Here is a 25443-nt window from a genome sequence, read left to right as displayed (position 1 = left end):
TCACAAGCCCAAACCCTACCCAGGGCCGTCAGGGGGTGATGTCGGCGAGCCCTCTGGTCATGGCCACGGTCGTCAGTTTCCCGTCGGGGTCGACCCGGGTGGCCAGCATGATCACTTCCGCGGTGTGCTGGACCTTGAGGCTTCCCTTGCCGGTGAACGCGCGCACGGCGGCGGCCCCGTACAGCGGGTGGGCGAGCTTGCGGGCGCCGGTCTTCTGCGTGTAGTAGATCTTGAGCGCGTGGAAGACCAGCGCGCCGCCGCCCTTCACCCCGAGGGCCCGCGCGTCGGCGGGCACGAGCTGGACGTCGGAGCTGAACCGGTCGGGACGTACGGTGGCCGGCTTCTTGACCAGCTCGGTGAGCAGGGCGCGCATCGGGTCGCCTGAGGAGAACCGCACGCCGCTCAGCCCGAAGCGGTCGGACAGGAAGGCCAGGTGCTTCTGCGGGACGAGCCGGGCGCGGACCCCGTCGTCGGGGTCGTCGGTGGGGACGACGCGGGTCGTCTGGTCGGCGTCGAGCTCGGGGGCCTTGCCGGTGATCCGCACGGGGCCGTCCGCGAGCCGCCAGCGGTCCTCCTCGTAGGCGAAGACGAAGTACGACGGCTGGGGTTTGCGCGCCAGCGCGACGAACCACGGGTGTTCGGCGGGACGGTCGGGCAGGAAGTAGTCGACGTCGCTGTAGTCGAGGGAGGGGGGAGCCGGGCGGCCGTTCCGGGTCGCCTCGCAGGCACGGCCGCCCAGCTCGCTCTCGGCCGAGGTCGTCAGGAAGAGGACCTTGGTGCAGTCGCGCTTCTTCCAGGCGTCGTCGAGCTCTTTGAGCAGGCCGAACGCTTTCTCGGCGTCATCTGGGCCCACCGATCCCGAGGTGGCGGTCTCACTGGCGGGATTCCCTGTGGGAGCCGGGCGGCCGTTGGCCTGTGCGCCACAGGCTGTCAGCAGGCCCACACTGATTCCCACAGCGAGCAGTCGGCGCAGCACGCCAGGAGCCACCTCTTCCAGTGCACACCCTTCGCGATCTGCGAGGCAGCCTAGCGCGCCAGGTCAGTTACTAGCTGTGAAATAACGGATAATTCGCCAAATAGTCTGGATGGCCGGCTCGGCCGACCGGACACGAGGCGCACCGGGGCACCGGTAACCTGAAGGAGCCTCAGAACCCAGGAAGGACCGTTGTGCAGCCCATCCGTCGCCTGTATGACAGGTTCTCCTCGCTGTTCCGCGAGCTCGCGAAGTTCGGCACGGTCGGCGCCGTCGCGTTCGTGGTCGACTTCGGCGGCACCAATCTGGTGCGCTACGGAGCGCACCAGGGCCCGCTGACGTCCAAGGCCGTCGCCACGGTGTTCGCGGCGACCCTGGCCTACCTCGCCAACCGCTACTGGACCTGGCGGGACCGTGAGCAGACGGGCCTGGCCCGCGAGTACTTCCTGTTCTTCGTGCTGAACGGCATCGGCCTGCTGATCTCCCTGCTGATCATCGGCTTCGTCGAGTACACGCTGAAGATGGGCGATCCGCTCAGCTACAACATCTCGCTGATCATCGGAACCGCCCTGGGGACGCTGTTCCGGTTCTGGTCGTACAAGAAGTGGGTGTTCCTCCCGCCGGGGCTGCCCTCGGTCGACCCGCACACCGGGCTCCCCGAAACCGGCGACGACCCCTCCCACGAGCCCTCCCCCGACACCGCCGGCGCCGCGCTGGCCCCCCGCCCCACCCCGATCCCGGCCCCCGAACCTCCGGGCACCCCGATCCCGGCCCCCGACCAGCCGATCACGCGGGGCCGCTGACCGCCCGATCACGCGGGGCCGCTGACCACCCTGTGCCGGGCGTTCTCGTCCGCCGGTCGCAGGAACAGCGCGAACACGGCCGGACGCGGCCGTACGAGCTCCAGACGGCCGCCGTCGGAGGCGGTCAGCGCCCGGGCCAGCGTCAGCCCCAGCCCGGTGCCCCCGGCGCCGCTGACGTTGCGGTCGAACACGCGGGCGCGGAGGTGCTCGGGGATCCCCGGCCCCCGGTCGGCCACCTCGATCACGATCGACTTCTCCGAGCTGCCCGTCGTGATCGTGACCGGCCCGCCGCCGTGCTCCAGGGAGTTCTCCAGCAGCGTCGACACCACCTGGCTCAGCCCGCCCTTGCTGACGAGCGCGCGCAGCCCCCTGCTCCCGTCGAGGTGGAGCGACCGCCTGGACCTGCGGAAGGCGGGCTCCCATTCGGTGATCTGCTGGCGCAGCACCTCGTCCACCGAGATGGCCTCCGCCTGGGCGTGGCGCTGCCGCCGGGCGGCGGCGAGCAGCTCGTCGATGACGGCGGTGAGCCGTTCGGCCTGGACGATCGCCGCCTCCCCCTCCTCGCGTACGGTCGCGGGGTGGGTCGCGGCGGCGACGATCTCCTCCAGCCGCATGGTGAGGCCGGTGAGCGGCGTGCGCAACTGGTGGGAGGCGTCGGTCGCGAACTCCCGCTCCCGGCTGAGCAGCTCGGAGATGCGGGTGGCGCTGCGGTCGAGCACCTCGGCCACCCGGTCGAGCTCGGGTATGCCGTAGCGGTGCCTGCTCGGCCGCGCGTCACCCGATCCCAGCCGCTCCGCGATCCTGGCCAGGTCCAGGAGCGGCAGGGCGAGCCTGCGTGACTGCACGACGGAGAGCGAGACCGCGACCGCGAGCGCCAGCCCGGCCAGGGCCACGATGAGCATGAGCCATCCCCGGACATTGCGCTCCACCTGGGCTCGGTCTCGCGTTATCCGGACATAGACCCCGCTCTCCGAATGGGTCTCCTCGGTCATCTGCCGGTCCGCGGGCGGCCCGGCGCCCACGATGACCGTGGGGCTGTTACGGATGAAGATCTGGACGTACCTGTTGGGATACTGCCGCTGCAGCTCGTCGGGATCGATCGGCCGATCCTCGATGCGTGCGTATTCCACCTGGCTGAGCAGCAGCGTCGCCTGGGCCCGGAGCTGCTGGACCGCCTCGTCGTTGATGAGGCGGGTCACCACCAGGCCGAGCGGGACGCCCAGAAGCAGGACCGCGATGGCCGCGACCACCAGGGTCGAGGACAGTAACCTCCGACGCATCTAGTTATGGGCTATTCGCGCTCGAATCGGAAGCCGACCCCACGAACCGTGGTGATGTATCGCGGCTTGGCGGCGTCATCTCCCAGTTTGCGGCGCAGCCACGATATGTGCATGTCGAGGGTCTTGGTGGACCCCCACCAGTTGGTGTCCCACACCTCGCGCATGATCTGCTCGCGGGTGACGACCTTGCCGGCGTCACGGACGAGCACGCGCAACAGGTCGAATTCCTTGGTGGTCAGGTGCAGCTCCTTGTCTCCCATCCAGGCACGCCGCGAGTCGGCGTCGATGCGCACGCCCTGGACCACGGGGGTCTCAGAGGTGCCGCGCCGCAGCAGCGCCCGTACCCGGGCGAGCAGTTCGGCGAGCCTGAACGGCTTGGTCACATAGTCGTCGGCCCCCGCGTCGAGGCCGACCACGGTGTCCACCTCGTCCACGCGGGCCGTCAGGATGAGCACGGGCGTGCCGTGCCCCTCGGCGCGAATGCGACGGGCGACCTCCAGGCCGTCCATTTCCGGTAGGCCCAGGTCGAGCACTATGAGGTCGACGCCCCCGGACAGAGCCCTCTCCAGGGCCTGCGGGCCATCAGGGCTCACCTCCACCTGATAGCCCTCTCGGCGCAGCGCGCGCGCCAGGGGCTCGGAGATCGAGGTGTCATCCTCGGCGAGAAGTACGCAGGTCATAAAGCGATCGTAGGACCTTAGGCGATCGTTTCCCGGGTACAGCGCGCGGTTTGACTCGTCGTTGACCCAGCAATTGACCTGGGCAAAGACGGAGAAACGTGGATGAGCCCGCCCGCACTGCCTGGTACCCCAAGCGTGCCAAGGGCATCGGTGCGCGACGGGCGCGACACGCCGGGGACACGCCGGAGGGCCTGCGAAGGACCCTGGGCGACACGCCGGAGGGCCGGGAGGGGGTCCGTACGGAGAAAACGGAAGACACGCGAGGAGACGGAGCGAAGGCGATGAGCGGCGTTCGGGAGGCCGCCTACGGCCCCACAGAGGAGGCCGGCCGAGGACGCCGCCTGAAGGATGCCCGAGGACGCCGACGGCCCGCCGGACGGGGTCCGGCGGGCCGTGTCGTGTGCGCGCGGTGTGGCGCCGGTGGCGCTAGGAGCCGGAGTTGCTCGGCAGCTCCACGAAGCGCTGGAGGTAGAGGCCCTCGCCCAGGGTGTCCAGCAGGGCGAGCTCGGTCTCGAGGTAGTCGATGTGGTGCTCCTCGTCCTCGAGGATGGCCTCGAAGATCCGGGCGGAGGTCACGTCGCCCCGCTCGCGCATGAGCTGGATGCCGGGACGCAGCCGCTGCACGACCTCCAGTTCGAGCTGGCGGTCGGACTCCAGTTGCTCCTTCACCGTCTGCCCGATGTGCAGGGTGCCCAGGCGCTGGTAGTTGGGCAGGCCCTCAAGGAACAGGATGCGGTCGGTGAGCACCTCGGCGTGCCGCATCTCGTCGAGCGACTCGGCCCTGGTGTAGGCGGCGAGCTTGGTGTAGCCCCAGTGCTCCTGCAGCTTGGCGTGCAGGAAATATTGGTTGATCGCGGTGAGTTCCGACGTCAGCTGCTCGTTCAGCAGAGCGATGATGTCCTTGTCCCCCTGCATGGTGGACCTCGGTTTCTATGCCGTCGCGACAAGTTCCTTAGATCGCTTCAGCATCGCACATATCTTCCTGACGCATGTCGCGCAGTCCCTGCCGGCGCCCGTGCTGTCGCGGATCTCCCGCGCGCTGCTCGCGCCCGCCGCGATACAGGCATGGACCTCGTTCTCGGTCACAGCCTGACAGACACATACATACATGGGGCGGCGGACCTTTCAGGGGAAGGTTAGGCATACCTAAGGTAGCCTACCCTGCTAAGGCTTGCCTATGTGATGTGCGCTACACCCACGGTGCCCTCACCATGCCGGTCGGTGATCGACAAGGCGGCCGGGTACGCGCCGCCACCCCCCGCCCGCGGGCGCCGTGCGCCGCCCGCGAGGCGAGGTCGGGTCCCTGCCCAGGTCAGTGGCCTCGGGTGATCCACTTCTCCAGGTCGGGGAGCTCGGCGCCGATGCTCGTCGAGTCGCCGTGGCCGGTGTGCACGACGGTACCCGGAGGCAACCCCAGAAGCCGGTCCCGGATGGAGTCGATGATCGTGTCGAACGACGAGTACGACCGCCCGGTGGCCCCGGGCCCGCCCGAGAAGAGCGTGTCGCCGGTGAAGACCGCGCCCAGGTCCCGCGCGTACAGGCAGACCGCCCCGGGGGCGTGGCCGGGCGTGTGCAGGACGCGCAGGGCGGTGCCCGCCACCTCGATCAGGTCGCCGTCCGCGAGCGGCTCGTACCCCCGGTCCGTCCCGTACACCATCTCCCACAGCACGGCGTCGGCGGGATGCAGCAGGATCGGCGCGCCGGTGGCGTCGGCCAGCGCCCCGGCCGCGTTGATGTGATCGTTGTGCGCGTGGGTGCAGACGATCGCCTTCAGCCGGCGCCCGCCGACCGCCTCCTGGATGCCCGCCGCGTCGTGCGCCGCGTCGATCACGACGACCTCGCTGTCGTCGCCGATCAGCCAGACGTTGTTGTCGACGTCCCACGTGCCGCCGTCCAGGGTGAAGGTCCCCGACGTCACGAGCTTTCCGATCGTCACAGGACCACCACCGAGCGCAGGACCTCGCCGCGGTGCATCTTGGCGAAGGCCTCCTCGACCTGGTCCAGTTCGATGGTCTCCGACACGAACCCGTCGAGGTTGAGCCGGCCCTGGAGGTAGAGGTCGATCAGCATGGGGAAGTCGCGGCTCGGCAGGCAGTCGCCGTACCAGGAGGACTTCAGCGACCCGCCTCGGCCGAAGACGTCCAGCAGCGGCAGCTCCAGCGTCATCTCCGGGGTCGGCACGCCCACCAGCACGACGGTCCCGGCGAGGTCGCGGGCGTAGAAGGCCTGCTTGTAGGTCTCCGGGCGGCCGACGGCCTCGATCACGACGTCGGCGCCGTGGCCGCCGGTGAGCTCGCGGATGGCCTCCACCGCGTCGGTGGTCTTGGAGTTGACCGTGTGGGTCGCCCCGAACTGGCCGGCCAGGTCGAGCTTGCGGTCGTCCACGTCCACCGCGATGATCCGCCCGGCTCCCGCGAGGGACGAGCCGAGGATGGCCGCGTTGCCGACGCCGCCGCACCCGATGACGGCGACCGAGTCGCCCCTGGACACCCCTCCGGTGTTGATCGCGGCGCCGAGCCCGGCCATCACGCCGCAGCCGAGCAGCCCGGCGACGGCGGCCCGCGCGTCCGGGTCGACCTTGGTGCACTGCCCGGCGGCGACCAGCGTCTTCTCGGCGAACGCCCCGATGCCGAGCGCCGGGCTGAGCGGCGTGCCGTCGGCGAGCGTCATCTTCTGGGCGGCGTTGTGGGTGGCGAAGCAGTACCACGGGCGGCCCCGCAGGCAGGCGCGGCAGTTGCCGCAGACGGCGCGCCAGTTCAGGATCACATAGTCACCGGGGGCGACGCCGGTGACACCGGCCCCCACGGCCTCGACGACCCCGGCGGCCTCGTGGCCGAGCAGGAAGGGGAACTCGTCGTTGATCCCGCCCTCGCGGTAGTGCAGGTCGGTGTGACAGACGCCGCAGGCCTGCACGTTCACGACCGCCTCGCCGGGCCCCGGGTCCGGGACGATGACGGTCTGCACCGACACGGCCTCGCCCTTGCCCGCCGCGATCACACCCTGGACTTCGTACGGCATGGTGCGTTCCTCCATCTGTCAAGCTGTATCGACGTGCGTCTGCACAGTTCAGGCGTTCAGAATGTTGACCGGCGGCGGGGCGCGTCAAGAGCGGCGGAGCACGGACGGCTGGACCATCCCGAGGCCGCGCGCCGGACGCCGGCGCATCCGCTGGACCGCGAGCCCGTCGCGGCCCTCCACAGCGGCGGCAACCTGAGGGTCGACGAGCACCGTGCACGGGCGCGCGATGGCGGTCAGCCGGGCGGCGAGGTTCACCGTCGTGCCGAAGACGTCGCCCATGGTCGGCAGCACCGGCCCGTACGACAGGCCGACGCGCACCTCACGGCCCTCGTCGCGGATCGCGTCGACCAGCTCCAGCGCGACGCGCGCGGCGGTCTCGGCCGTGGGGGCGGTGAACAGCACCTCGTCCCCGAGGGTCTTGACCAGGCGGGCGCCGTGCGAGGCGATCACGTCGGAGGCCCGGCCCTCGAAGGTCTCCACCAGCTCCGCGAGGCCCTGCTCGTCAAGCTCGCGCGCGAGCTGGGTGAACGACACCAGGTCGGCGAACCCGACGGCCAGCGTCAGGCGGCCGGGCACCATGTCGGCGTCGAGGTCGGTGTTCGCCAGCAGCCGGGTGCCGGCCGCGGCGAGCTGGGCGCGCCAGACGTGGACGAGCAGGCTCTCGAAGTCCGGCAGGAGCAGCCGGGAGGCCTCGAGGACCCCGGCCAGCTCCGCGTCGCTCGGCGGCCCCGACGTGTCGAGCATGGCGCCGATCATGATCTCGGACTGCCACTGCGCGAGCCTGGCGGTGGTCTGCCCGAGCGCGCGGGCCATGCGGACGACGGTCTCCTCGTCGATCAGCTCGCCGCCGAGCATGCCGGCCACCCGGCGGAGCGCCGCGAGGTCGGCGTCGGTGAACGCGGGCGTGTCGTCGGCGGGCGTGGCGAACCCGAGCGCGCGCCAGATCCGCTGTGCGAGCTGGGGCGAGACCCCGGCCTGCGCCGCGATCTCACCCCGGGTGAGACGCGGCGCCGAGCCCACGAACAGCCGTTCTATCTGCTCGGCCGTCGGACGGCCCACGGTCCCGGTGTCACGCACCTTCAGGAGGTTACGCCACGTTCGGGGCATATCTCACCGGCCGTCGATCTCTCCGTCGGCCGCGTCCTCCACCAGGCTGAACAGCTCAGCCCGGACCGCCTGGATCTTCGGGATGTCCTTGAGGTCGATCTCGCCCTTGTCCGAGGCCGACTCCACCACCAGGGTCCCGCAGCCGAGGATCCGCTCGACGAACGTCTGGTCGGAGCTGACGCTGTTGACCTTGGCCAGCGGGATGTCGTCGTCGGACTTGCTCAGGATGCCGGTGCTGATGTTGAACCGGTGGGTCGTGAGCGTGTACGAGGTGGTCTTCCACCGCAGGTAGGGGATGAACGACCAGAGCATCAGCGCGACCACCGAGACCACGGCGATCGCGATCCAGGCGATGCCGGAGTACTCGTAGTCCGAGGGGATGAAGATGAACGCCGCGCTGGAGGCGGCGATGACAAGGAGCAGCGCGAAGAAGGGCAGTATCAAGCGCTTCCAGTGGGGGTGGAACGAGTGGACGACCCGCTCCCCCGCCGTCAGATGATGTTCAGGGAGACCCATGGGGCAAATCGTGGCACGACGATCTCCTCCACGTCTGCCCCATCTTTCCGACAGGGCCGATACTCCGCCAAGCCGGGACGTTCCGTTGGGCCGGCCTTGACGCGCCGACCGGTCAGGCGCTCTTGATCACGCCCCCGTCGACGAGGTACTCGGCGCCGGTGATGTTGTTCGGGGAGGCCACGAAGGCGATCAGCCGGGCGACCTCCTCGGGCGTGCTGATCCGCCCGGTGCTGGCGCCGAGCGTGCCGAGCAGGCCTTCGGCGAACTCCTCGTGCGTGACGCCGTTCTCGCGGGCGAGCCGGGCGATCAGGCCGTCGGGGTCGGTCCACACGCCGGTGCGGACCGGGCCGGGCGCCACGGTGACCGCGCGGACCCCCTGGCCGCCGAACTGCTCGGCGACGACCTTGGTGAGGGCGTTGAGCGCGGCCTTGGAGACGTTGTAGTCCGCCGGGCCCGCGCTGACCAGCCGGGCGCCGGCCGATGAGACGTTCACGACCGTGCCCCGGCGCTCGATCAGGCTGGGCAGGGCGGCGCGGGTGACGCGGAGCGCGCTGTAGAAGTGCAGGTCGAAGGTGTGCCGCCACGCGCCGTCCGGCAGGTCGAGCAGCGTGAGCAGGGCGCCCTTGCTGATGTCGTCGGTGTCGCCGACGCCCACGTTGTTGACGAGGACGTCGATGCCGCCGAGCTCGGCCAGCGCCCGCTCGACGAGCTCGATCGGGCCCTCGGGGGTGGACAGGTCGGCGATCACGGGCACCGCGCCGGTCTCCCTGAGCGCGGCGGTGACGGTCCGCGAGCCGGTGACGACGCGCATCCCCTCGGCGATCAGGGTTTGGACGACGGCCAGGCCGATGCCCTTGCTGCCGCCGGTGACGACGGCGGTCTTCCCGGAGAGTCGCAGGTCCACGGGTGCTCCTTCGATATTGGCTCGATTACGGACCGATCAGTCCCGGACCGATCAGTCCGTATCATCGCCATCGATGGCGGCCCATGTCAACCACTTCGCGACGCCGGGCAGGGCCGTACGGGACCGATCGGTCCGCTATGCTGGCGGCGGAGGCATCTCATGGCACGAAAGCCTGAACCGGGCGCGCGGGCCCGCATCCTGGACATCGCCTCGCGGCTCTTCCAGGACCGCGGCGTACGCGCCGTCGGGCTGCAGCAGATCATCGACGAGTGCGGCTGCGGCAAGAACCTGCTCTACCGGGAGTTCGGGAGCAAGGACGAACTGGTGGTCGCCTACCTGGAGCGCTGCACGCGCGAGTGGGCGGCGATCGTCGGCCGGGCGGCCGGGCGGTTCCCCGGCGACCCGGCGGCGCAGCTCATCGCCGTCGTCGGCGGCGTCGCCGAGCAGGCCCTGACCCCCGGCTTCCGGGGCTGCCCGCTGCGCAACGCGCACTCGGAGTTCCCCGACGCCGGCCACCCGGTCCACGCGGTCGTCCTCGCCCACTACACGGGCAGGCAGGCCCACCTGCGCGAACTGGCCAGGCAGGCCGGGGCGGCGGACCCGTACGCGCTCGCCGAGAGGATCACGCTGATCATCGACGGGGTGAACTCGAACGCGCCCGTCCTCGGCGGCGGGGGCGCGACTCCGGTCGCCGTGGCGCTCGCCGAAGACGTGGTCAAGGCGGCGACCCGGCCGTCATAGCTGGTGAGACCTGGACGGAGGCGTGATCGCCGTCCGCAGCGAACCTGGACGGAGGCGTGACCGTCGCCCGCAGCGCCCAGCGGCCGTTACCGGCGGCGGACGTGGACGACGTCGCCCGCGCTGAGCGCGTGGTCGGTGCCGTCCGCGTGCACGACGAGATGACCCGAGGCGTCCACGCCCGTGGCCGTGCCGGACAGCACGCGCTCGCCGGGCAGTTCGACCCGGACGTCCTGGCCGATGGTCGCGCTCGCCGCGACGTACGCGGCCCGGAGCCCGGAGGCGTCGGCGTCGCCCTTGGCGGCGACCCAGTCGCGGTAGTGCGCCTCGATCTCCCGCAGCACGGCCCGCATCAGCGGATCGCGGTCCGCGCACTCGGCGTCCTCGATCACCAGCGAGGTGGCGGTGGGGGCGGGCAGCTCCTCGGCCCGCGCCGACACGTTCAGCCCCATGCCGACCACGACCGCGTCCTCGGCCCGCTCGGCCAGCACCCCGGCGAGCTTGCGCTCCCCGACGAGCAGGTCGTTCGGCCACTTCAGCCGTACGTCGACGCCCGCCAGGCGCCGGACGGCGGACGCCGCGGCGAGCGCCACCAGCAGCGTCACCCAGCCCTGGCGGGCCGGGGGGACCTCGGGGCGCAGCAGCACGGAGAACGTCAGCCCCGAGCGCGCGGGCGCGGTCCACTCGCGGCCGAGGCGCCCGCGCCCGGCGAGCTGCAGCTCGGCGATCAGGACCGCGCCCTCGCGCGCCCCCTCACGCGCGGCCTGCGCAAGATCGGCGTTGGTCGACCCGGTGCGGTCGACGACGGACAGGCGCGACCACAGGCCACCCGGGCGCACGACGGCGCGGGTCAGCGCCGCCTCCGAGAGCGGCGGCCGGTCGAGATCGGTGTACGGCGAGTCAAGCACGCCCCCATCCTCCTCCTTCCCGTGGAGTGGCGGTACCCGCCAACCGGCTCGAGCAGCGAACACTACGTAGCGCCACCATAATTTTGACTGTGAGTGACCAACACCCCCTGCGGGCGCGCGGGGTCTCCGCCAAGGGCCACGGTTCGTCAAAACGGGGTGAAAGGTGATGCTATGAATATGCCGCTCGAATGACCGGCGGCAGGGACAAGGAACAGGTGAACGTCCGGTGAGCAAGCGTCTGGACCCTCGGAACTGGGCGAGCTGGAAGCCCTTCGGCATCGGCGAACGCAAGCCCAACAACTACCTGGAACTGTGGAAGGCGTTCCGGTCGGTCAAAGGCAACCGCCGGTACGCCTGGCGCATCCTCACCCAAGGCACCTGCGACGGCTGCGCCCTCGGCACCCGGGGCATGCGCGACTGGACGATGGACGAGATCCACCTGTGCAACATCCGCCTGCGCCTGCTCAAGCTGAACACCATGTCCCCGCTGGACCATTCGGTGCTGTCCGACGTGGCGCCGCTCGCCAAGCTCAGGAGCGCGCAGCTACGCGACCTCGGCCGGCTGGCGCACCCCATGCTCCGCCGCCAGGGCGAGCCCGGCTTCACCCGCGTCGGCTGGGACGACGCGCTGACCCTGGCCGCCACCCACGTGCGCGGCGGCAGGATCGGCGCCTACCTGACCAGCCGCGGCGTCCCCAACGAGAACTACTTCGCGGCGCAGAAAGCCATGCGGGCGCTCGGCACCAACTCCGTCGACAACGCGGCCCGCATCTGCCACTCGCCCTCGACGGTCGCGCTCAAGCAGACCATCGGCGCCGCCGCGACCACCTGCTCCTACACCGACTGGATCGGCTCCGACCTGATCGTCTTCATCGGCTCGAACCCGTCGAACAACCAGCCGGTCGCGATGAAGTACCTGTACCACGCCAAGAAGGAGGGCACCCGCATCGCGATGGTCAACGCCTACCGCGAGCCGGGAATGGACCGCTACTGGGTGCCGTCCAACATGGAGTCCGCCCTGTTCGGCACGAAGATCACCGACGACTTCTTCGGGGTGAACGTCGGCGGCGACATCGGCTTCCTCAACGGCGTGCTCAAGCACCTCATCGAGAACGACTGGGTCGACAAGGAGTTCGTCGACGCGCACACCTCGGGCTTCGAGGACGTACGACGGTCGGTCGCCGCGCAGTCGTGGGAGGCGCTGGAGACGCTCAGCGGCTCCACGCGGGAGCGCATGTACGAGCTGGCCAAGCTGCTCGGCGAGGCCAAGTCGGCGGTACTGGTGTGGTCGATGGGCATCACCCAGCACTCCTACGGCGAGGAGAACGTCCGCTCGATCGTCAACCTCGCGCTGGCCAGGGGCTTCGTCGGGCGGGACAACTGCGGGCTCATGCCGATCCGCGGGCACAGCGGGGTGCAGGGCGGCGCCGAGATGGGCGCGTACGCCACCGGCCTCCCCGGCGGCCTGCCGATCACCCCGGAGAACGCCGCGAAGTTCAGCGAGAAGTGGGGCTTCGAGGTGCCCGTCACCCCCGGCCTCACCGCCACCGACATGATCGACGCGGCCCACGAGCGCGAGCTGGACGTGCTGATCTCCTCCGGCGGCAACTTCCTGGAGGTGCTGCCCGACCCCGCGTACTGCCGCGACGCGCTGTCCCGGCTGTCGCTGCGGGTCCACATCGACATCGTGCTGTCCAGCCAGATGCTGGTCGAGTCCGAGGGCGACGTCCTGCTGCTGCCCGCCCAGACGCGGTACGAGATGGCCGGCGGGGTGACCGAGACCTCGACCGAGCGGCGCGTCATCTTCTCCCCGGAGGTGGACGGGCCACGGGCCGGCGAGGCGTGGCCCGAGTGGAAGATCTTCACCGAGCTGGCGGCCCGCACGCGCCCGGAGCTGGCCGACCGGCTCCGCTACCCCGGGGGCACCCCCCAGATCAGGCAGGACATCGAGGACGCCGTGCCGTTCTACGCGGGCATCGCCGCGCTCTCCCGGTTCGGCGACAACGTGCAGTACGGCGGGCGGCACCTGTGCCCCGGCGGGCACTTCCCCACCGCCGACGGGCTCGGGCACTTCTCGGCCGTCGAGCCGCCCGCGCTGGAGCGCCCCGACGGCTCGTTCATGGTGGCCACCCGGCGCGGCAAGCAGTTCAACAGCATGGTGCACGAGCGGCGCGACGGCTTCAACGGCGCGACCCGCGAGGCGGTGCTGATGAGCCCCTACGACGCGGACCGGCTCGGGCTGCCCGACGGCGCCGAGGTGGAGCTGACCGGCGCCGCCGGGCACTTCACCGGCCGCGTGCTGCGGGCGCCGCTGACCCCGGGCAACCTGCAGATCCACTGGCCCGAGGGCAACACGCTCCTGGACGTCAGCCGCCGCTCCCCCGACGCCCGCATCCCCGACTACAACGCCGTCGTCACCCTGCGGAAGGCCACCCCATGACCACCCGCCACGTCCCCGACCCCCCAACCACAACCCAGACCGCCATGACCCTGGACGAACAGGGCGTGGGGCGGGTGCGGCCGGGGCCGACGACCCGGGTGCGGGTGCGTGAGGTGTCCGGCGCCGCCGCGCGCGACCGGCGGGACGACCTGGCGACCGAGGAGCCGCTGGAGATCCGCATCGCCGCCGGCGGCACGACCCGGACCCTGGCGATCACCATGCGCACCCCCGGGGCCGACTTCGAGCTGGCGGCGGGGTTCCTCTGGGGGGAGGGCGTCGTGGGCCCGGACGACATCGCCTCCATCGCCTACTGCACCGACGAGGACCTGCCCCCCGAGGCCCGCTACAACACCGTCACGGTACGGCTGCACGGCGAGACCCTCCCCGACCTCCCCACCATGCACCGACATTTCATGACATCCAGCGCCTGCGGCGTCTGCGGCACCGCCAGCCTCGACGCCCTACGCACCCGCCTCCCCACCACCCCGCCGGACAAGACGCCCGCCCCGCCGGACGAGGCGCCCGCGCGCCAGCCGGACGAGGCACTCGCGCGCGCGTTCCCGCCGGTCCCGGCCGAGGTCCTGTACGCGCTGCCGGACCGGCTGCGTAAGGCGCAGGGCATCTTCGGCAAGACCGGAGGCCTGCACGCCGCCGGCCTGTTCACCCCGGACGGCACCCTGCTCGCCCTGCGCGAGGACGTCGGCCGCCACAACGCCGTGGACAAGCTCGTCGGCTGGGCCCTGATGTCCGGACGCCTGCCCCTCGGCTCGTCCCTCCTCCTGGTCAGCGGCAGGACCAGCTACGAGATCATGCAGAAGGCCGTCACCGCCGGCCTCCCCATGGTCTGCGGCGTCTCGGCCCCCTCGTCCCTCGCCGTCGACCTCGCCAGAGAATTCGACACGACCCTCATCGGCTTCCTCCGCGGCGAACGCTTCAACATCTACGCGGGCGCCGACCGGATCGCCTCCCAGCGACCGTGAGGCCGCCGGTCAGCCGGTGTTCTGGAGGCCGGCGGCGACGCCGTTGACGCTGAGGAGGAGGAGGGTTTCGAGGCGCTCGCGTTCGTCGTCGGGGAGGTGCTCCTCGGCGCGGAGGGCGGAGAGGGCCCTGAGCTGGAGGTGGGACAGGGCGTCGACGTAGGGGTCGCGGAGCTGGACGGCCAGGGACAGCACGCGCCTGCTCTCCAGCAGGCGGGAGTGCCCGGTGATGGCGAGGACCAGCTTGCGGGTCAGGTCGTACTCGGCGAGCACCTGGTCGGCGAAGTCCTGGCGTCCGCCGAGCGCGAGGTAGCGGGACGCGATCTGGCGGTCGGTCTTGGCCAGGGACATCTCGGCGTTGTCAAGCAGCGAGGCGAACAGCGGCCACTCGCGGTAGGCCCGCCGCAGTTCGTCGAGCCCAGGCCCCTCCACCGGCGACGCCTCCGCCGTGCCCGGCTCGACCTGGGCCGCCGTGCCCGTTTCGTCCTGCGGGGCTGGATCTTCCGCGGGGGTGGTGGTGTTGGCGGCGGAGAGGAGGCCGCTGCCGAGGCCGTACCAGCCGGGGAGGTTGACGCGGGTCTGGGCCCAGGAGAACACCCAGGGGATCGCGCGCAGGTCGTCCAGGGACTTCGGCGCGCCGAGGCCGCGGCGGGCCGGGCGGGAGCCGAGGCGCAGCGAGCCGATCTCCTCCAGCGGGCTGACCAGGCCGAACCACTCGGGGAACCCCGGCGCTTCGGTGAGCGAACGGTAGGCGCTCTCGGAGGCGGAGGCCACCCGCTCGGCCAGCCGCCGGTAGCGGGCGGCGGCGTCGGCGGTGCGGGCCTCGACCGAGGGCGTGGAGGCGAGCAGCACGGCGTTGGTCACCTGCTCGATGTGCCGCAGGGCGATGGCGGGGTGGCCGTACCTGGCGAAGATGACCTCGCCCTGCTCGGTGACCTTGAACCGGCCGGCGACCGACCCGGGGGCCTGCGCGAGCACGGCCCGGTTGGCCGGGCCGCCACCCCGGCCCAGGGCGCCGCCCCGGCCGTGGAAGAGCGTCAGGCGGACGTCGTTGGCCCGCGCCCAGGCGGCCAGCTCGGCCTGCGCGTCGTACAGCTTGAGCGTGGCGGCGGCCGGGCCGAGTTCCTTGGCCGAGTCGGAGTAGCCGAGCATGACCTCAAGGCGGCGCCCGTTGGCGGCGATGCGCCGCTGGACGCCGGGCACGAGCAGCATGCCCGTCAGCACGTCGGCCGAGTTGGCGAGGTCCTCGCCGGACTCGAACAGCGGCACCACGTCGAGCAGGGGCGCCCGGCCGCCGAGGGCGTGCTCGGCCAGCTCGTAGACGGCGGCGATGTCGTCGGCCGACCGGGTGAAGGACACGACGTACCGCGAGCAGGCCGTGACGCCGAACCGCTCCTGGATCCAGCCGATCATGCGGATGGTCGCCAGGACCTCTTCGGTGCGCTCGGAGGGGGTGCCCGCCTTGATCTCCGCCAGCGCCTGGGCGTGCACCTGGGAGTGCTGGCGGACCTCCAGCTCGGCGAGGTGGAACCCGAACGTCTCCACCTGCCAGATGAGGTGCTGGATCTCCCCGTACGCCTGGCGGGTCGCGCCCGTGGACACCAGGGAGCTCTGGCAGATTCGCAGGTCGCGCAGCAGTTCGTCGGGCGAGCGGTAGGCGAGGTCGAGGTCGCGGCGGCGGGTGGCCGCGATCCTGGCGGCCAGGAACAGCAGCCACTGGCGGTGCGGCTCGCGCGGCGACCGCATGCCCAGCTCGGAGATCAGTTCCGGGTGGTCGTCGGACGCCGTGGCCAGCGCGGCACGCAGTTCCCCGCTCGGCGGGCCGTACAGGGCGGACGCGGTCAGCGTGCGGCCGATGCGGGTCGCGGCGTTCTCCAGCGCGGTCAGGACGTGCTCGGCCTGGATGAGCACGGCCTCGCGGGTGACCCGCGCGGTGACGTTGGGGTTGCCGTCGCGGTCGCCGCCGATCCAGCTCCCGTACCGGATGAACGCCCTGGCCTGCGGCTCGCGGGTGCCGGTGCCCTCGGCGAGCGCGGCGTCCAGGGAGCGGTAGATGCGCGGGACCGTGCGGAACAGGGTCTCGTCGAACGCCGACATGGCCGTGCGGACCTCGTCGAGCGGGTCGAGCTTGGTGTGCCGGAGTTGGGCGGTGCGCCACAGCAGGTCGATCTCCTCCATCAGGCGGCGGTGCGCCTCCTCGCGCTCGTGCGCCCCACGCTCGGGAGTGTTGTACTCCGCGAGCTGCACGCTGATGCGCTGGATGGCGGTGACGATCGCGCGGCGGCGGGCCTCCGTCGGGTGCGCGGTGAGCACCGGGCGGAACTCCAGCTCGGAGATCAGCCGGGTCAGCTCGTCCGGCTTGAGGTCGTGCTTCAGCTCGCTGACGGCCTGGGCCAGGGACTCGGGCAGCATCGCCTCGTTGGCGTCCCTGGACCGCAGCGTGCGGATCCTGAAGTGCTCCTCGGCCAGGTTGACCAGATGGAAGTAACACGTGAAGGACCGGGCGATCTGCACGCTTCTGTCGATCGACCAGCCGGCGACCATCGCGGCCACCTCGTCGACGGAGATCTCGTGCCGGCGCGCCGCGATCACCGCCTTGCGCAGCCGCTCGACGTCGGCCAGCAGGTCGGGCCCGCCGTCCTCGGCGATGACCCGGCCGAGCAGCTCGCCCAGCATGCGCACATCGGCGCGCAGCTCGTCGGGCATCTCGGTGACGGCACTGTGGCGTTCGGCGGGAGTGCGGTCTGCCGGCTGAGGTGCGGTGGCGGCCATACCACGAAGGGTATCCAGTCCGCCCGACCGATCGGACACCGGTCTCACCCAGTGGACTAGACCAATGTGACCAGGCGGGAAGACCCCTTACGACCGGCCCCGGAGACCCCTCACGACCGGCCCCGAAGGTATCTCACGACCGGCCGCGAGACGCCTCGCGCCGGTTCGAACAGGCGCCTCGCGCCGGTCTGAGAAGGCGGCTCACGCCGGCCGGGAGACGGCGCCGAGGAGGTCGGGAAGCCGGGCGTAACCGATGGTGGCGGCGAGCCGCCGGCCCCCGTAGCAGACCGCCAGGCCGTACGGGATGCCCAGCACCGCGATCCAGGACAGGCCGAGGAACACCGGGAGCACGAGCGGGAGCGCCAGCACGGTCGTGCCGAGCATGGCGCCGAACGACCCGGCGAACGCCACCCCTCCCTGGCCCGGCGCCGCGCTGGTGAACGCGTTGATCCGCTCGGGATAGGTGTAGGGCAGGATCACGCTGGTGACGGCGCCGACCCCGAGGGCGACCAGCAGCAGCCCGGTCGAGCTGAGCAGCGCGGGCAGCGCCCAGGGCAGGTGCCCGGCGAACAGCGCGGCGGCCACCGACAGCACAGCGAGCAGCGGGACCGCGACCAGGCCGACCGCCAGGTGCCGGCCCGCGAAGTCGGTGCGCAGGTCGCGGGCCGAGGAGTACACGATGGCGTTCATCCACAGGGCGCGCCCGTCGATGCCGAACGCGTTGGCCGCCTGGAGCCCGATCATCAGCGCACCGATGCACGCGGGGGCGACGGCCAGGGCCGATCCCGACAGCCCTCCGGGCCCTGAGCTCAGGGAGAACATCAAGATCCCCGCGAACCCGATGGCCGCCATCCACCCCATACGGCCGCGCGGCTCGCGGCGCAGGTACTTCAGCTCCTTGGCGACGACGGCGCCGAGCGGGCCGGCGGGCAGCAGGCCGTCGAACCTGCTGCGGCGCACCGAGCCGAGCTGCGTGGAGGAGTCGGCGGTCACCATGGCCTTGCGCAGCGCGGCGATCCACGCCCAGGTGAGGACGAGCACCGCCGCGGCGACGGCGGCCACCTCGGCCAGCCCGTACAGGCCGCCGTCCGCGATGGCGTGCGCGGCCATCGCCGGCGGACCCCACCGCACCACCGAGGCCAGGCTGGACAGGAACTCCCGGGGGACCCCGCCGAAGCCCTGGTTCAGCAGCAGGTTGGGGACCTGGGTGAGCAGGATCACGAAGACGACGCCCACGGCCAGCAGGTCGCGGCCCCTGCGGGTGCGCAGCAGCCGGGACAGGGCGGTGGTGACGGCCCGCGAGGCGACGAGGCAGAACGCGGCCTGCAGCACGGCGGCCACCAGCCCGATCAGCAGGCCGGTCACGCTCCTGGACAGGCCCACGACCGCGCCGACGAGGAAGAACAGGGTGGCCAGCGGCCACGGACCGGTCGCGGACGCGGCGAACATGCCGACGGCCATCTGCCGGGCGGTCAGCGGGAACAGGGTCAGCCGCGCCGGGTCGAGCGTCTCGTCGACGCCGAACACGAGCAGCGGGCCGATCACCCAGATCAGGGTCAGGACGGTGAACAGCACCATGCCGGCGTCGAGCGCCAGGTCGGCGGGGGCGAGCCGCAGCAGGCTCATCAGCAGCAGCCCGCCCAGCGCGACGGAGACCGCCGCGATCAACGTGAAGACGAAGCCGACCTGGCGCATGGTGTCGCCGCGCAGGTTGCCGGCGATCAGGCGCAACTTCAGGCGGACGAAGAGCCAGGCCACGACGATCCCCTCACGCATAGACGGTCGCGGGCCACGCGGGCCCCTTCGGTCAGGCGGACGAGGAGCCGAGCCACGACAGGCCCTCCTCGCCGTTGCCGCGCGCGCCGACCAGGTGGAGCAGGGCGTCGTTGAGCGTGTGGTCGCCGCGTACCTCGGCGAGGGTGCCCTGGGCGACGATGTGGCCGTGGTTCATCACCGACACCCAGTCGCAGAGCCGCTCGACCAGCTCCATCACATGGCTGGAGAACACGACGGTCGACCCGGAGGCGGTGTAGCGCCGCAGCACCTCCACCAGCGTGTTGGCGCTGACCGGGTCGACGCCCTCGAAGGGCTCGTCCAGGAACAGGACCTTCGGGTTGTGCAGGAGCGCGGCGGCCAGGGCGATCTTCTTCCGCATGCCCGTGGAGTAGTCGACGACCAGTTTGTCCGCCGAGTCGGCGAGGTCCATGACGCGCAGCAGCTCCTCGGCGCGGCGCGTGACCTCTTCCTTGGGGATGCCCCGGATCTGGCCGTTGTAGGAGAGCAGCTCGCGCCCCGACAGCCGCTCGAAGAGCCGCAGCCCCTCAGGGAGGACGCCGACGTGCGCCTTGACCGCGACCGGGTCGCGCCACACGTCGATCCCGCCGACCTCGACCGACCCCCCGTCGGGCATCAGCAGCCCGGTGATCATGCTGAGGGTGGTCGTCTTGCCGGCGCCGTTCGGCCCGACGAGCCCGGCGAAGCTGCCGAGGGGCACCACGAGGTCGACCCCGCCGACCGCCACCTGCTGCCCGAACCTCTTGTACAGGCCCCGCGTGCGGACCGCTTCGGGGTGGCCGGCGGAGCCCGCTGAGGCGGCCGAGCCGGGCCCGCCGGCGAAATCGGTCATGTCATCACTCTAATGGCGGCCGCTATACCGGTTCCGGGTGACCGGAGATGGAACCGGCGGGCTACCCTACGGGAATGAGCGCTGAGCCCGTCCCGCACGTCGAGGGCATCGATCTCCACACCACGGCGGGAAAGATCGCTGACCTGGAGCGGCGCCTGGACGAGGCCGCCCACGCGGGCCCCTCGCGCGCGGTGGAGAAGCAACACGCCCGGGGCAAGATGACCGCCCGCGAGCGGCTGGTCGCCTTCCTCGACGAGGAGTCGTTCGTCGAGTTCGACGAGCTGGCCCGCCACCGCTCGTCCAGCTTCGGCATGGAGGCCGAGCGTCCGTACGGCGACGGCGTCGTGACCGGCTACGGCACGGTCGCGGGCCGTCCGGTCGCGGTGTTCGCGCAGGACTTCACGGTCTTCGGCGGCTCGCTCGGCGAGGTCTTCGGCGAGAAGATCGTCAAGGTCATGGACCACGCCCTGAAGACCGGCTGCCCGGTCGTCGGCATCAACGACTCCGGCGGCGCGCGCATCCAGGAGGGCGTCGTCTCGCTCGGCCTGTACGCGGAGATCTTCAAGCGGAACGTGCACGCCTCCGGCGTCATCCCGCAGATCTCGCTCATCATGGGGCCGTGCGCAGGCGGGGCCGTGTACTCCCCCGCGCTCACCGACTTCGTGCTCATGGTGCGGGAGAAGTCGCACATGTTCATCACCGGGCCCGACGTCATCAAGACGGTCACCGGCGAGGAGGTGACGTTCGAGGAGCTCGGCGGCGCGCACACCCACAACTCCAAGTCGGGCGTCGCGCACTACGAGGCGGTGGACGAGGCCGACTGCCTGGAGTTCGCCAGGGCGATCCTGTCGTACCTGCCGTCCAACAACATGGACGACGCCCCGGCGTTCGACTCGCCGGCCGACATGGCGGTCAACGACGCCGACCGCGAGCTGGACACTCTCATCCCCGACTCGGCGAACCAGCCGTACGACATGCACCAGGTGATCGAGCACGTCCTGGACGACGGTGAATTCCTGGAGATCCACGCGGGGTTCGCGCCGAACATCGTCGTCGGCTTCGGCAGGGTGGAGGGGCGTTCGGTGGGAGTGGTGGCCAACCAGCCGATGAGCTTCGCCGGCACGCTCGACATCGCCGCCTCCGAAAAGGCCGCGCGATTCGTCCGCACCTGTGATGCCTTTAATATTCCGGTCCTGACATTCGTGGACGTGCCCGGCTTCCTCCCGGGTACCGACCAGGAATGGAATGGGATCATCCGGCGCGGCGCCAAGCTGCTCTACGCGTACGCCGAGGCGACCGTCCCGCTGGTCACGGTGATCACCCGCAAGGCGTACGGCGGCGCGTACGACGTCATGGGCTCCAAGCACCTCGGCGCCGACATCAATCTGGCGTGGCCGACGGCGCAGATCGCGGTCATGGGCGCCCAGGGCGCGGTCAACATCCTGTACCGGCGCGAGCTTGCGACTGCGGGTGATCCCGAGGCCGAACGGGCCCGGCTGATCACCGATTACGAGGACACGCTCGCCAACCCCTACCTCGCGGCCGAGCGCGGGTACGTCGACGCGGTCATCAGGCCGTCGGACACCCGGATCCAGATCGTCAGGGCGCTGCGGGTGCTGCGGAACAAGCGCCAGAGCCTGCCGCCCAAGAAGCACGGCAACATCCCGCTGTAGGAGGCGTCCATGGACCAGCCCTATCTGAGGATCATTCACGGCGCCGCCACTCCGGAGGAGGTCGCCGCGCTCGTCATCGCTGTCGCGACAAGGGCGACAACCCCCGCCAAAACCGCCCGAAACCGGGATACGTGGCGTAACCCAGCACATCAGATGAGAAGGGCGTTCCCCACGGGTCCGGGGGCCTGGCGAGCGAGCTCACAGCCCCATTAGATCTTTGGAAGTGGGTGTCAAGCGCGCTAAGAGTTGGGACTATCTAGAAATGGGGGAATATAGTCAGCCGATCATCGCCTAGGACCGAGGCCTGGAGGAGAGCATGGCAATCCCGGACCTCACACCGCATCCAGTGGCGGCGAAATACGCCGTTCTCGTGGACGTGGGGTATCTCTACGCCGCGGCGGGCGAGGTCATCCTGGGTGCCAAGGAGCGCAAGGAATATCGCGTCGCCGCCGACGAGCTGATCCAGGCGCTCAAGAAGCACGCCATGGAACGCATCCCCGGTGAGCTGCTGCGCGTCTACTGGTACGACGCCGCGCGCGACCGGGTGCCCACCGTGGACCAGCGGGTGATCGCGCAGCTCCCGTGGGTCAAGGTGCGCCTCGGCAACCTCAACGCCCGAGGGCAGCAGAAGGGCGTCGACGCGCAGATCCGGAGCGACCTCGAAGCCCTCGCGCGCCACCACGCGGTGAGCGACACCGTGCTGATCGCCGGCGACGAGGACATGGTCCCCGCCGTCGAGGCCGCCCAGACATTCGGCGTGCGCATCCACCTGTGGGGCGTCGAGCCTCCCTATGGAACGAATCAAGCCGAACGTCTCGTCTGGGAGTCCGACACGGTCGAGGAGCTGGGCTCCGACTTCCTGCGCCCCTACTTCAACCGGGCCGCCCAGGTCGTGGCCGCCGCCGCGCCCGCCCCTCCCTCGCCCGCCCAGGTGTTCGCCGGGCGCACCTCGCTCAACGCCAAACCGGCCGTCAAGCACCCCGGGCAGGTCACCAAGCTGGGACCGAGCCGTCCGAGGGTCGAGGAGGTCGGCGAGCACGTCGCGCAGAAGTGGATACTGACCCGCGGCCGCGACAACATCCGCGACCTGCTCCCGGGCCCGCTCCTGCCGACGGTCATCGACACCGAACTGCTGATCGAGGCCGAAAAGGAACTGGGCCACTCCCTGCGCCCCTACCCCGAGGCCCGCGTCTGGCTCCGCGACGGCTTCTGGGCCCGCGTCTACCGCGAATTCGACCTAGGCGTCGGCATCTCCACCAAGTGACACCCACCCCCTCCGAATCGGGGCGAACCTCTCCAGGACCCGGCACGATCATCCTCTCCGGGGCTGGTCTCCAGCCTCTCGACCATCGTCGGGAGACCGCGCGGCGCCTCCCACGGCGAGGTCCGATTCCCGCTAGTGGCGCGAGCTGAGCAGGGCATAACGTCGTACGTGTGACTCCACACCAGACCCTCGACTTCGACTCCTGTTACCGGGCCGCCAGCTCCCGGGACCTGCGGTTCGACGGGCGGTTCTACACGGCCGTCACCTCGACCGGCATCTACTGCCGCCCCATCTGCCCCGCCCGCACGCCGGCCCGGCAGAACGTCCGCTTCTACCGCCACGCGGCCGCCGCCGAGGCGGCGGGTTTCCGGCCGTGCCGCCGGTGCCGCCCCGAGCTCAGTCCCGGGGATCCCGGCTGGGACGTCGCCGCCGACGTGGTCGGCCGGGCACTCCGGATGATCGACGACGGGGTGGCCGACGAGTACGGCGTCGCTGGGCTGGCCGACCGCCTGCACGTGACCGAGCGCCACCTGCTGCGGCTGTTCACCGCCCAGCTCGGCGCGGGTCCCCTGGCGGTGGCGAGGACCCGGCGGCTGCTGCTCGCCAAGCAGCTACTGACCGAGACGCCGCTGCCGATCACCGACGTCGCGTTCGCGGCCGGGTTCGGCAGCGTGCGGCAGTTCAACGCCACCATGAAGGAGGCCTACGGCTTCGCCCCCAGCGACCTCCGCACCTCCGCCGGCCCCCTCACCTCCTCGCGCCCACTCGCCAGCTCGCGCACGTCTAAGGGCCCGCTCCCCAGCCCGCGCACATCTACGGGCCCACTCGCCAGCCCGCACACGTCCACGGGCCCGCTCCCCAGCCCGCGCACGTCCACGGGCCCGCTCGCCCGGCCGGGTGCCCCCGCGGACGGCGGCCTCGGCCAAGGAGAGCCGGCGACGCTGACCCTGCGGCTGACCTACCGGCCGCCGTACGACGCGGCGAGCCTGCTCGGTTTCCTGGCCGCCCGTGCCATCCCCGGCCTGGAGCAGGTGAGCCCGGCCGGATACCGGCGGGCCGTACCAGGAGGTCACATCACGCTGACCCCCGCGGCCGGGCACGTCAAGCTGTCGGTGACCCTCGACGACACCCGCAACCTGGCGAGGATCGTCGCCCGGTGCCGCCGCCTGCTCGACCTCGACTCCGACCCCGAGGCCATCGCCGGCGCGCTGAGCGCCACCGCCCTGCGGCCCCTGGTCGAACGCCATCCGGGCCTGCGGGTACCCGGCGCCTTCGACGGCTTCGAGCTGGCGATCCGCGCCGTGGTCGGCCAGCAGGTCTCCGTCGCCGGCGCCCGCACCCTGCTCGGCCGCATCACCACCCGCGCCGGAACCCCCGCCACCCCTTCTGCAACCCCCGCCACCACCTCCGGAACCCCCGCCACCCCCTCCGGCCCGGAAGGGCCGACACCCCTGCACGCCGGCACCCCCGCCACCGGAGGCGACGCGCGTGACCAGGAAGGTCGCGACGACGGCGCACCATGGCTGCTGTTCCCAACGGCGGAGCGGCTGGCGGAGGCGGACCTGTCCGGGCTCGGGCTCACCGGGCGGCGCATCACGACGATCCGGGTCCTCGCCGAGAAGGTGGCCTCCGGCGAGCTCCACCTCGACAGCGGCGCCGACCCGGCCGAGACCGCCTGCCACCTCCTGGACATTCCCGGCATCGGCCCATGGACCACCGGCTACATCGTCATGCGGGCGCTCCACGACCCCGACGCCTGGCCGGGCGGCGACCTCGGCCTCCGCCGGGCCATGAAGGCACTCGACATCCACGAGGACGACGTCGACCGCTGGCGCCCCTGGCGCGCCTACGCCGCCCTCCACCTGTGGAACTCGGAAACCACCACACCAGCCGAATGAACCCGAAGGCCGACCCGACGAAGGCGCCGGCCCCACACTCACACCATCTGGAAGGAGCGAGGGGGCCGACCCCTGGCACAAGCCAAGCGATCACCCCGAACCGCCATGAACACCACTACCACCACCAACCTCGTCACCACACCCCCCACTGAGCTCCCGCCCACCCCGACCGCCACCCAGGCCCTCCCCACGACGACCACCGCCCAGGCCCTCCCCACGACGATCGACGCGCAGGTCCTGTCCACCCCGACCGGTCCGCTGGCGCTTCTGGTCCACGGGATCGTGCTCGTCGCGGCCGGATTCACCGCCGACACCGGCGAGATGTACGCCCGCCTGCCCGCGAACCTCAAGGCGCTCCCCCTGCGAACCGTCGAGGACCTCGGCAAGCCCGCCCAGGCGGTACGCGACTACCTGGACGGCGACCTGTTCGCCCTGGACACGATCGAGGTGGACCAGCCCGGGACGCCCACCAGGCAGCGGCTGCTGGCGGCCCTGCGCACCGTCCCCGCAGGCACGACCGTCAGCTACGCCCAGCTCGCCGAACGAGCCGGCCTGCCGAGAACGGCCGCACGCGCCGCCGGAACGGCCTGCGCCCAGAACCTCGTCGCCCCGTTCGTCCCCTGCCACCGCGTCCTCCCCTCGACGGGCGGCTTCGGCGGCTACTACTACGGCACCCCGGTCAAGGAATGGCTCCTCACCCACGAGAACGCACGCTGACCGACACGACAGGAGCCCGCCCCAGCCCGGGCTCCTGCACGAGAACGCACGCTGACCACGACGGCAGGAACCTGCCCAGCCCGGGCTCCTGCCGAGAACGCACGCTGACCACGACGACAGGAGCCCGCCCAGCGGGCTCCTGCACCACG

General features: G+C 71.3%; 23 protein-coding genes. 9 read left to right on the top strand and 14 right to left on the bottom strand.

The features are described from left to right. Window positions 1–28 precede the first annotated feature (28 nt). Window positions 29–853 carry a hypothetical protein gene (locus NYZ98_RS05740; RefSeq protein ID WP_262841436.1) on the bottom strand — a complete coding sequence of 275 codons (825 nt, stop codon included), beginning with the start codon at window positions 851–853 and terminating at the stop codon, window positions 29–31. A 314-nt stretch (window positions 854–1167) separates the two neighbouring features. On the opposite strand from NYZ98_RS05740, the gene NYZ98_RS05735 reads away from it, so the two are divergent. Beyond that, the gene (locus NYZ98_RS05735; protein ID WP_262841434.1) at window positions 1168–1776 is read left to right on the top strand and encodes a GtrA family protein; all 609 of its coding nucleotides are present in this window, start codon (window positions 1168–1170) and stop codon (window positions 1774–1776) included. An 8-nt stretch (window positions 1777–1784) separates the two neighbouring features. On the opposite strand, the gene NYZ98_RS05730 is transcribed toward NYZ98_RS05735, so the two are convergent. From NYZ98_RS05730 to NYZ98_RS05690, 9 genes are all read right to left on the bottom strand, one after another. Beyond that, entirely contained in the window at window positions 1785–3056 is a 1272-nt protein-coding gene (locus NYZ98_RS05730; protein WP_262841433.1) for an ATP-binding protein, read from the bottom strand. Window positions 3057–3067: 11 nt separating this feature from the next. Next, window positions 3068–3736 carry a response regulator transcription factor gene (locus NYZ98_RS05725; protein WP_030451323.1) on the bottom strand — a complete coding sequence of 223 codons (669 nt, stop codon included), beginning with the start codon at window positions 3734–3736 and terminating at the stop codon, window positions 3068–3070. Between the two features lie 426 nt (window positions 3737–4162). After that, entirely contained in the window at window positions 4163–4651 is a 489-nt protein-coding gene (bfr, locus tag NYZ98_RS05720) for a bacterioferritin (protein ID WP_262841429.1), read from the bottom strand. A gap of 15 nt (window positions 4652–4666) precedes the next feature. Next, a complete protein-coding gene (locus NYZ98_RS05715; protein WP_262841428.1) occupies window positions 4667–4846 on the bottom strand; it encodes a (2Fe-2S)-binding protein in 180 nt (59 codons plus the stop codon). A gap of 202 nt (window positions 4847–5048) precedes the next feature. After that, window positions 5049–5672 (bottom strand): MBL fold metallo-hydrolase, encoded by a 624-nt coding sequence (locus NYZ98_RS05710; RefSeq protein WP_262841427.1) that lies wholly within the window; start codon window positions 5670–5672, stop codon window positions 5049–5051. Next, window positions 5669–6754 carry an S-(hydroxymethyl)mycothiol dehydrogenase gene (locus NYZ98_RS05705; RefSeq protein WP_262841426.1) on the bottom strand — a complete coding sequence of 362 codons (1086 nt, stop codon included), beginning with the start codon at window positions 6752–6754 and terminating at the stop codon, window positions 5669–5671. The genes NYZ98_RS05710 and NYZ98_RS05705 overlap by 4 nt, the downstream gene beginning before the upstream one ends. An 84-nt stretch (window positions 6755–6838) precedes the next feature. Further along, a complete protein-coding gene (locus tag NYZ98_RS05700) occupies window positions 6839–7831 on the bottom strand; it encodes an adenylate/guanylate cyclase domain-containing protein (RefSeq protein ID WP_262841424.1) in 993 nt (330 codons plus the stop codon). Window positions 7832–7864: 33 nt separating this feature from the next. Then, on the bottom strand, window positions 7865–8377 hold the full coding sequence (locus NYZ98_RS05695; protein WP_262841423.1) for a PH domain-containing protein: 513 nt from the start codon (window positions 8375–8377) through the stop codon (window positions 7865–7867). Between the two features lie 112 nt (window positions 8378–8489). Then, a complete protein-coding gene (locus tag NYZ98_RS05690; protein WP_262841422.1) occupies window positions 8490–9281 on the bottom strand; it encodes an SDR family NAD(P)-dependent oxidoreductase in 792 nt (263 codons plus the stop codon). A gap of 159 nt (window positions 9282–9440) precedes the next feature. Here NYZ98_RS05690 and NYZ98_RS05685 point away from each other — a divergent pair, with 159 nt between their 5' ends. After that, window positions 9441–10022 (top strand): TetR/AcrR family transcriptional regulator, encoded by a 582-nt coding sequence (locus NYZ98_RS05685; RefSeq protein WP_262841421.1) that lies wholly within the window; start codon window positions 9441–9443, stop codon window positions 10020–10022. 86 nt (window positions 10023–10108) lie between these two features. Here the strand turns inward: NYZ98_RS05685 and NYZ98_RS05680 are convergent, their stop codons facing one another. After that, complete coding sequence (locus tag NYZ98_RS05680) at window positions 10109–10927, bottom strand: biotin--[acetyl-CoA-carboxylase] ligase (RefSeq protein ID WP_262841420.1); 819 nt, start codon at window positions 10925–10927, stop codon at window positions 10109–10111. Between the two features lie 226 nt (window positions 10928–11153). Between NYZ98_RS05680 and NYZ98_RS05675 the strand changes: the two genes are divergently transcribed. Continuing rightward, window positions 11154–13367: an FdhF/YdeP family oxidoreductase gene (locus NYZ98_RS05675; protein WP_262841419.1), complete on the top strand. Its 2214-nt coding sequence runs from the start codon at window positions 11154–11156 to the stop codon at window positions 13365–13367. A gap of 44 nt (window positions 13368–13411) precedes the next feature. Next, the gene (gene fdhD / locus NYZ98_RS05670; protein WP_262841553.1) at window positions 13412–14347 is read left to right on the top strand and encodes a formate dehydrogenase accessory sulfurtransferase FdhD; all 936 of its coding nucleotides are present in this window, start codon (window positions 13412–13414) and stop codon (window positions 14345–14347) included. A gap of 9 nt (window positions 14348–14356) precedes the next feature. On the opposite strand, the gene NYZ98_RS05665 is transcribed toward fdhD, so the two are convergent. The 3 genes from NYZ98_RS05665 to NYZ98_RS05655 form a co-directional block, all read right to left on the bottom strand. Next, the gene (locus tag NYZ98_RS05665; RefSeq protein WP_262841418.1) at window positions 14357–17116 is read right to left on the bottom strand and encodes a phosphoenolpyruvate carboxylase; all 2760 of its coding nucleotides are present in this window, start codon (window positions 17114–17116) and stop codon (window positions 14357–14359) included. Window positions 17117–17317: 201 nt separating this feature from the next. Continuing rightward, the gene (locus NYZ98_RS05660) at window positions 17318–18874 is read right to left on the bottom strand and encodes a hypothetical protein (protein ID WP_262841417.1); all 1557 of its coding nucleotides are present in this window, start codon (window positions 18872–18874) and stop codon (window positions 17318–17320) included. A gap of 49 nt (window positions 18875–18923) precedes the next feature. Beyond that, window positions 18924–19742, bottom strand: a complete 819-nt coding sequence (locus NYZ98_RS05655) for an ABC transporter ATP-binding protein (protein WP_262841416.1) — start codon at window positions 19740–19742, stop codon at window positions 18924–18926. 74 nt (window positions 19743–19816) lie between these two features. Between NYZ98_RS05655 and NYZ98_RS05650 the strand changes: the two genes are divergently transcribed. The 5 genes from NYZ98_RS05650 (at window position 19817) to NYZ98_RS05635 (ending at window position 25294) form a co-directional block, all read left to right on the top strand. Further along, window positions 19817–21415, top strand: a complete 1599-nt coding sequence (locus NYZ98_RS05650; RefSeq protein ID WP_262841415.1) for an acyl-CoA carboxylase subunit beta — start codon at window positions 19817–19819, stop codon at window positions 21413–21415. A 9-nt stretch (window positions 21416–21424) separates the two neighbouring features. Then, window positions 21425–21628: an acyl-CoA carboxylase subunit epsilon gene (locus NYZ98_RS41475; RefSeq protein WP_380706407.1), complete on the top strand. Its 204-nt coding sequence runs from the start codon at window positions 21425–21427 to the stop codon at window positions 21626–21628. 103 nt (window positions 21629–21731) lie between these two features. Next, complete coding sequence (locus tag NYZ98_RS05645; RefSeq protein WP_262841414.1) at window positions 21732–22679, top strand: NYN domain-containing protein; 948 nt, start codon at window positions 21732–21734, stop codon at window positions 22677–22679. 170 nt (window positions 22680–22849) lie between these two features. Continuing rightward, the gene (locus NYZ98_RS05640; protein WP_262841412.1) at window positions 22850–24577 is read left to right on the top strand and encodes a DNA-3-methyladenine glycosylase 2 family protein; all 1728 of its coding nucleotides are present in this window, start codon (window positions 22850–22852) and stop codon (window positions 24575–24577) included. A 105-nt stretch (window positions 24578–24682) separates the two neighbouring features. Continuing rightward, a complete protein-coding gene (locus NYZ98_RS05635) occupies window positions 24683–25294 on the top strand; it encodes a methylated-DNA--[protein]-cysteine S-methyltransferase (protein WP_262841411.1) in 612 nt (203 codons plus the stop codon). Window positions 25295–25443 lie beyond the last annotated feature (149 nt).

This window comes from Sphaerisporangium corydalis (assembly GCF_025506355.1).
Taxonomy (GTDB): domain Bacteria; phylum Actinomycetota; class Actinomycetes; order Streptosporangiales; family Streptosporangiaceae; genus Sphaerisporangium; species Sphaerisporangium corydalis.
This window is presented reverse-complemented; position numbering and strand designations above follow the sequence as displayed.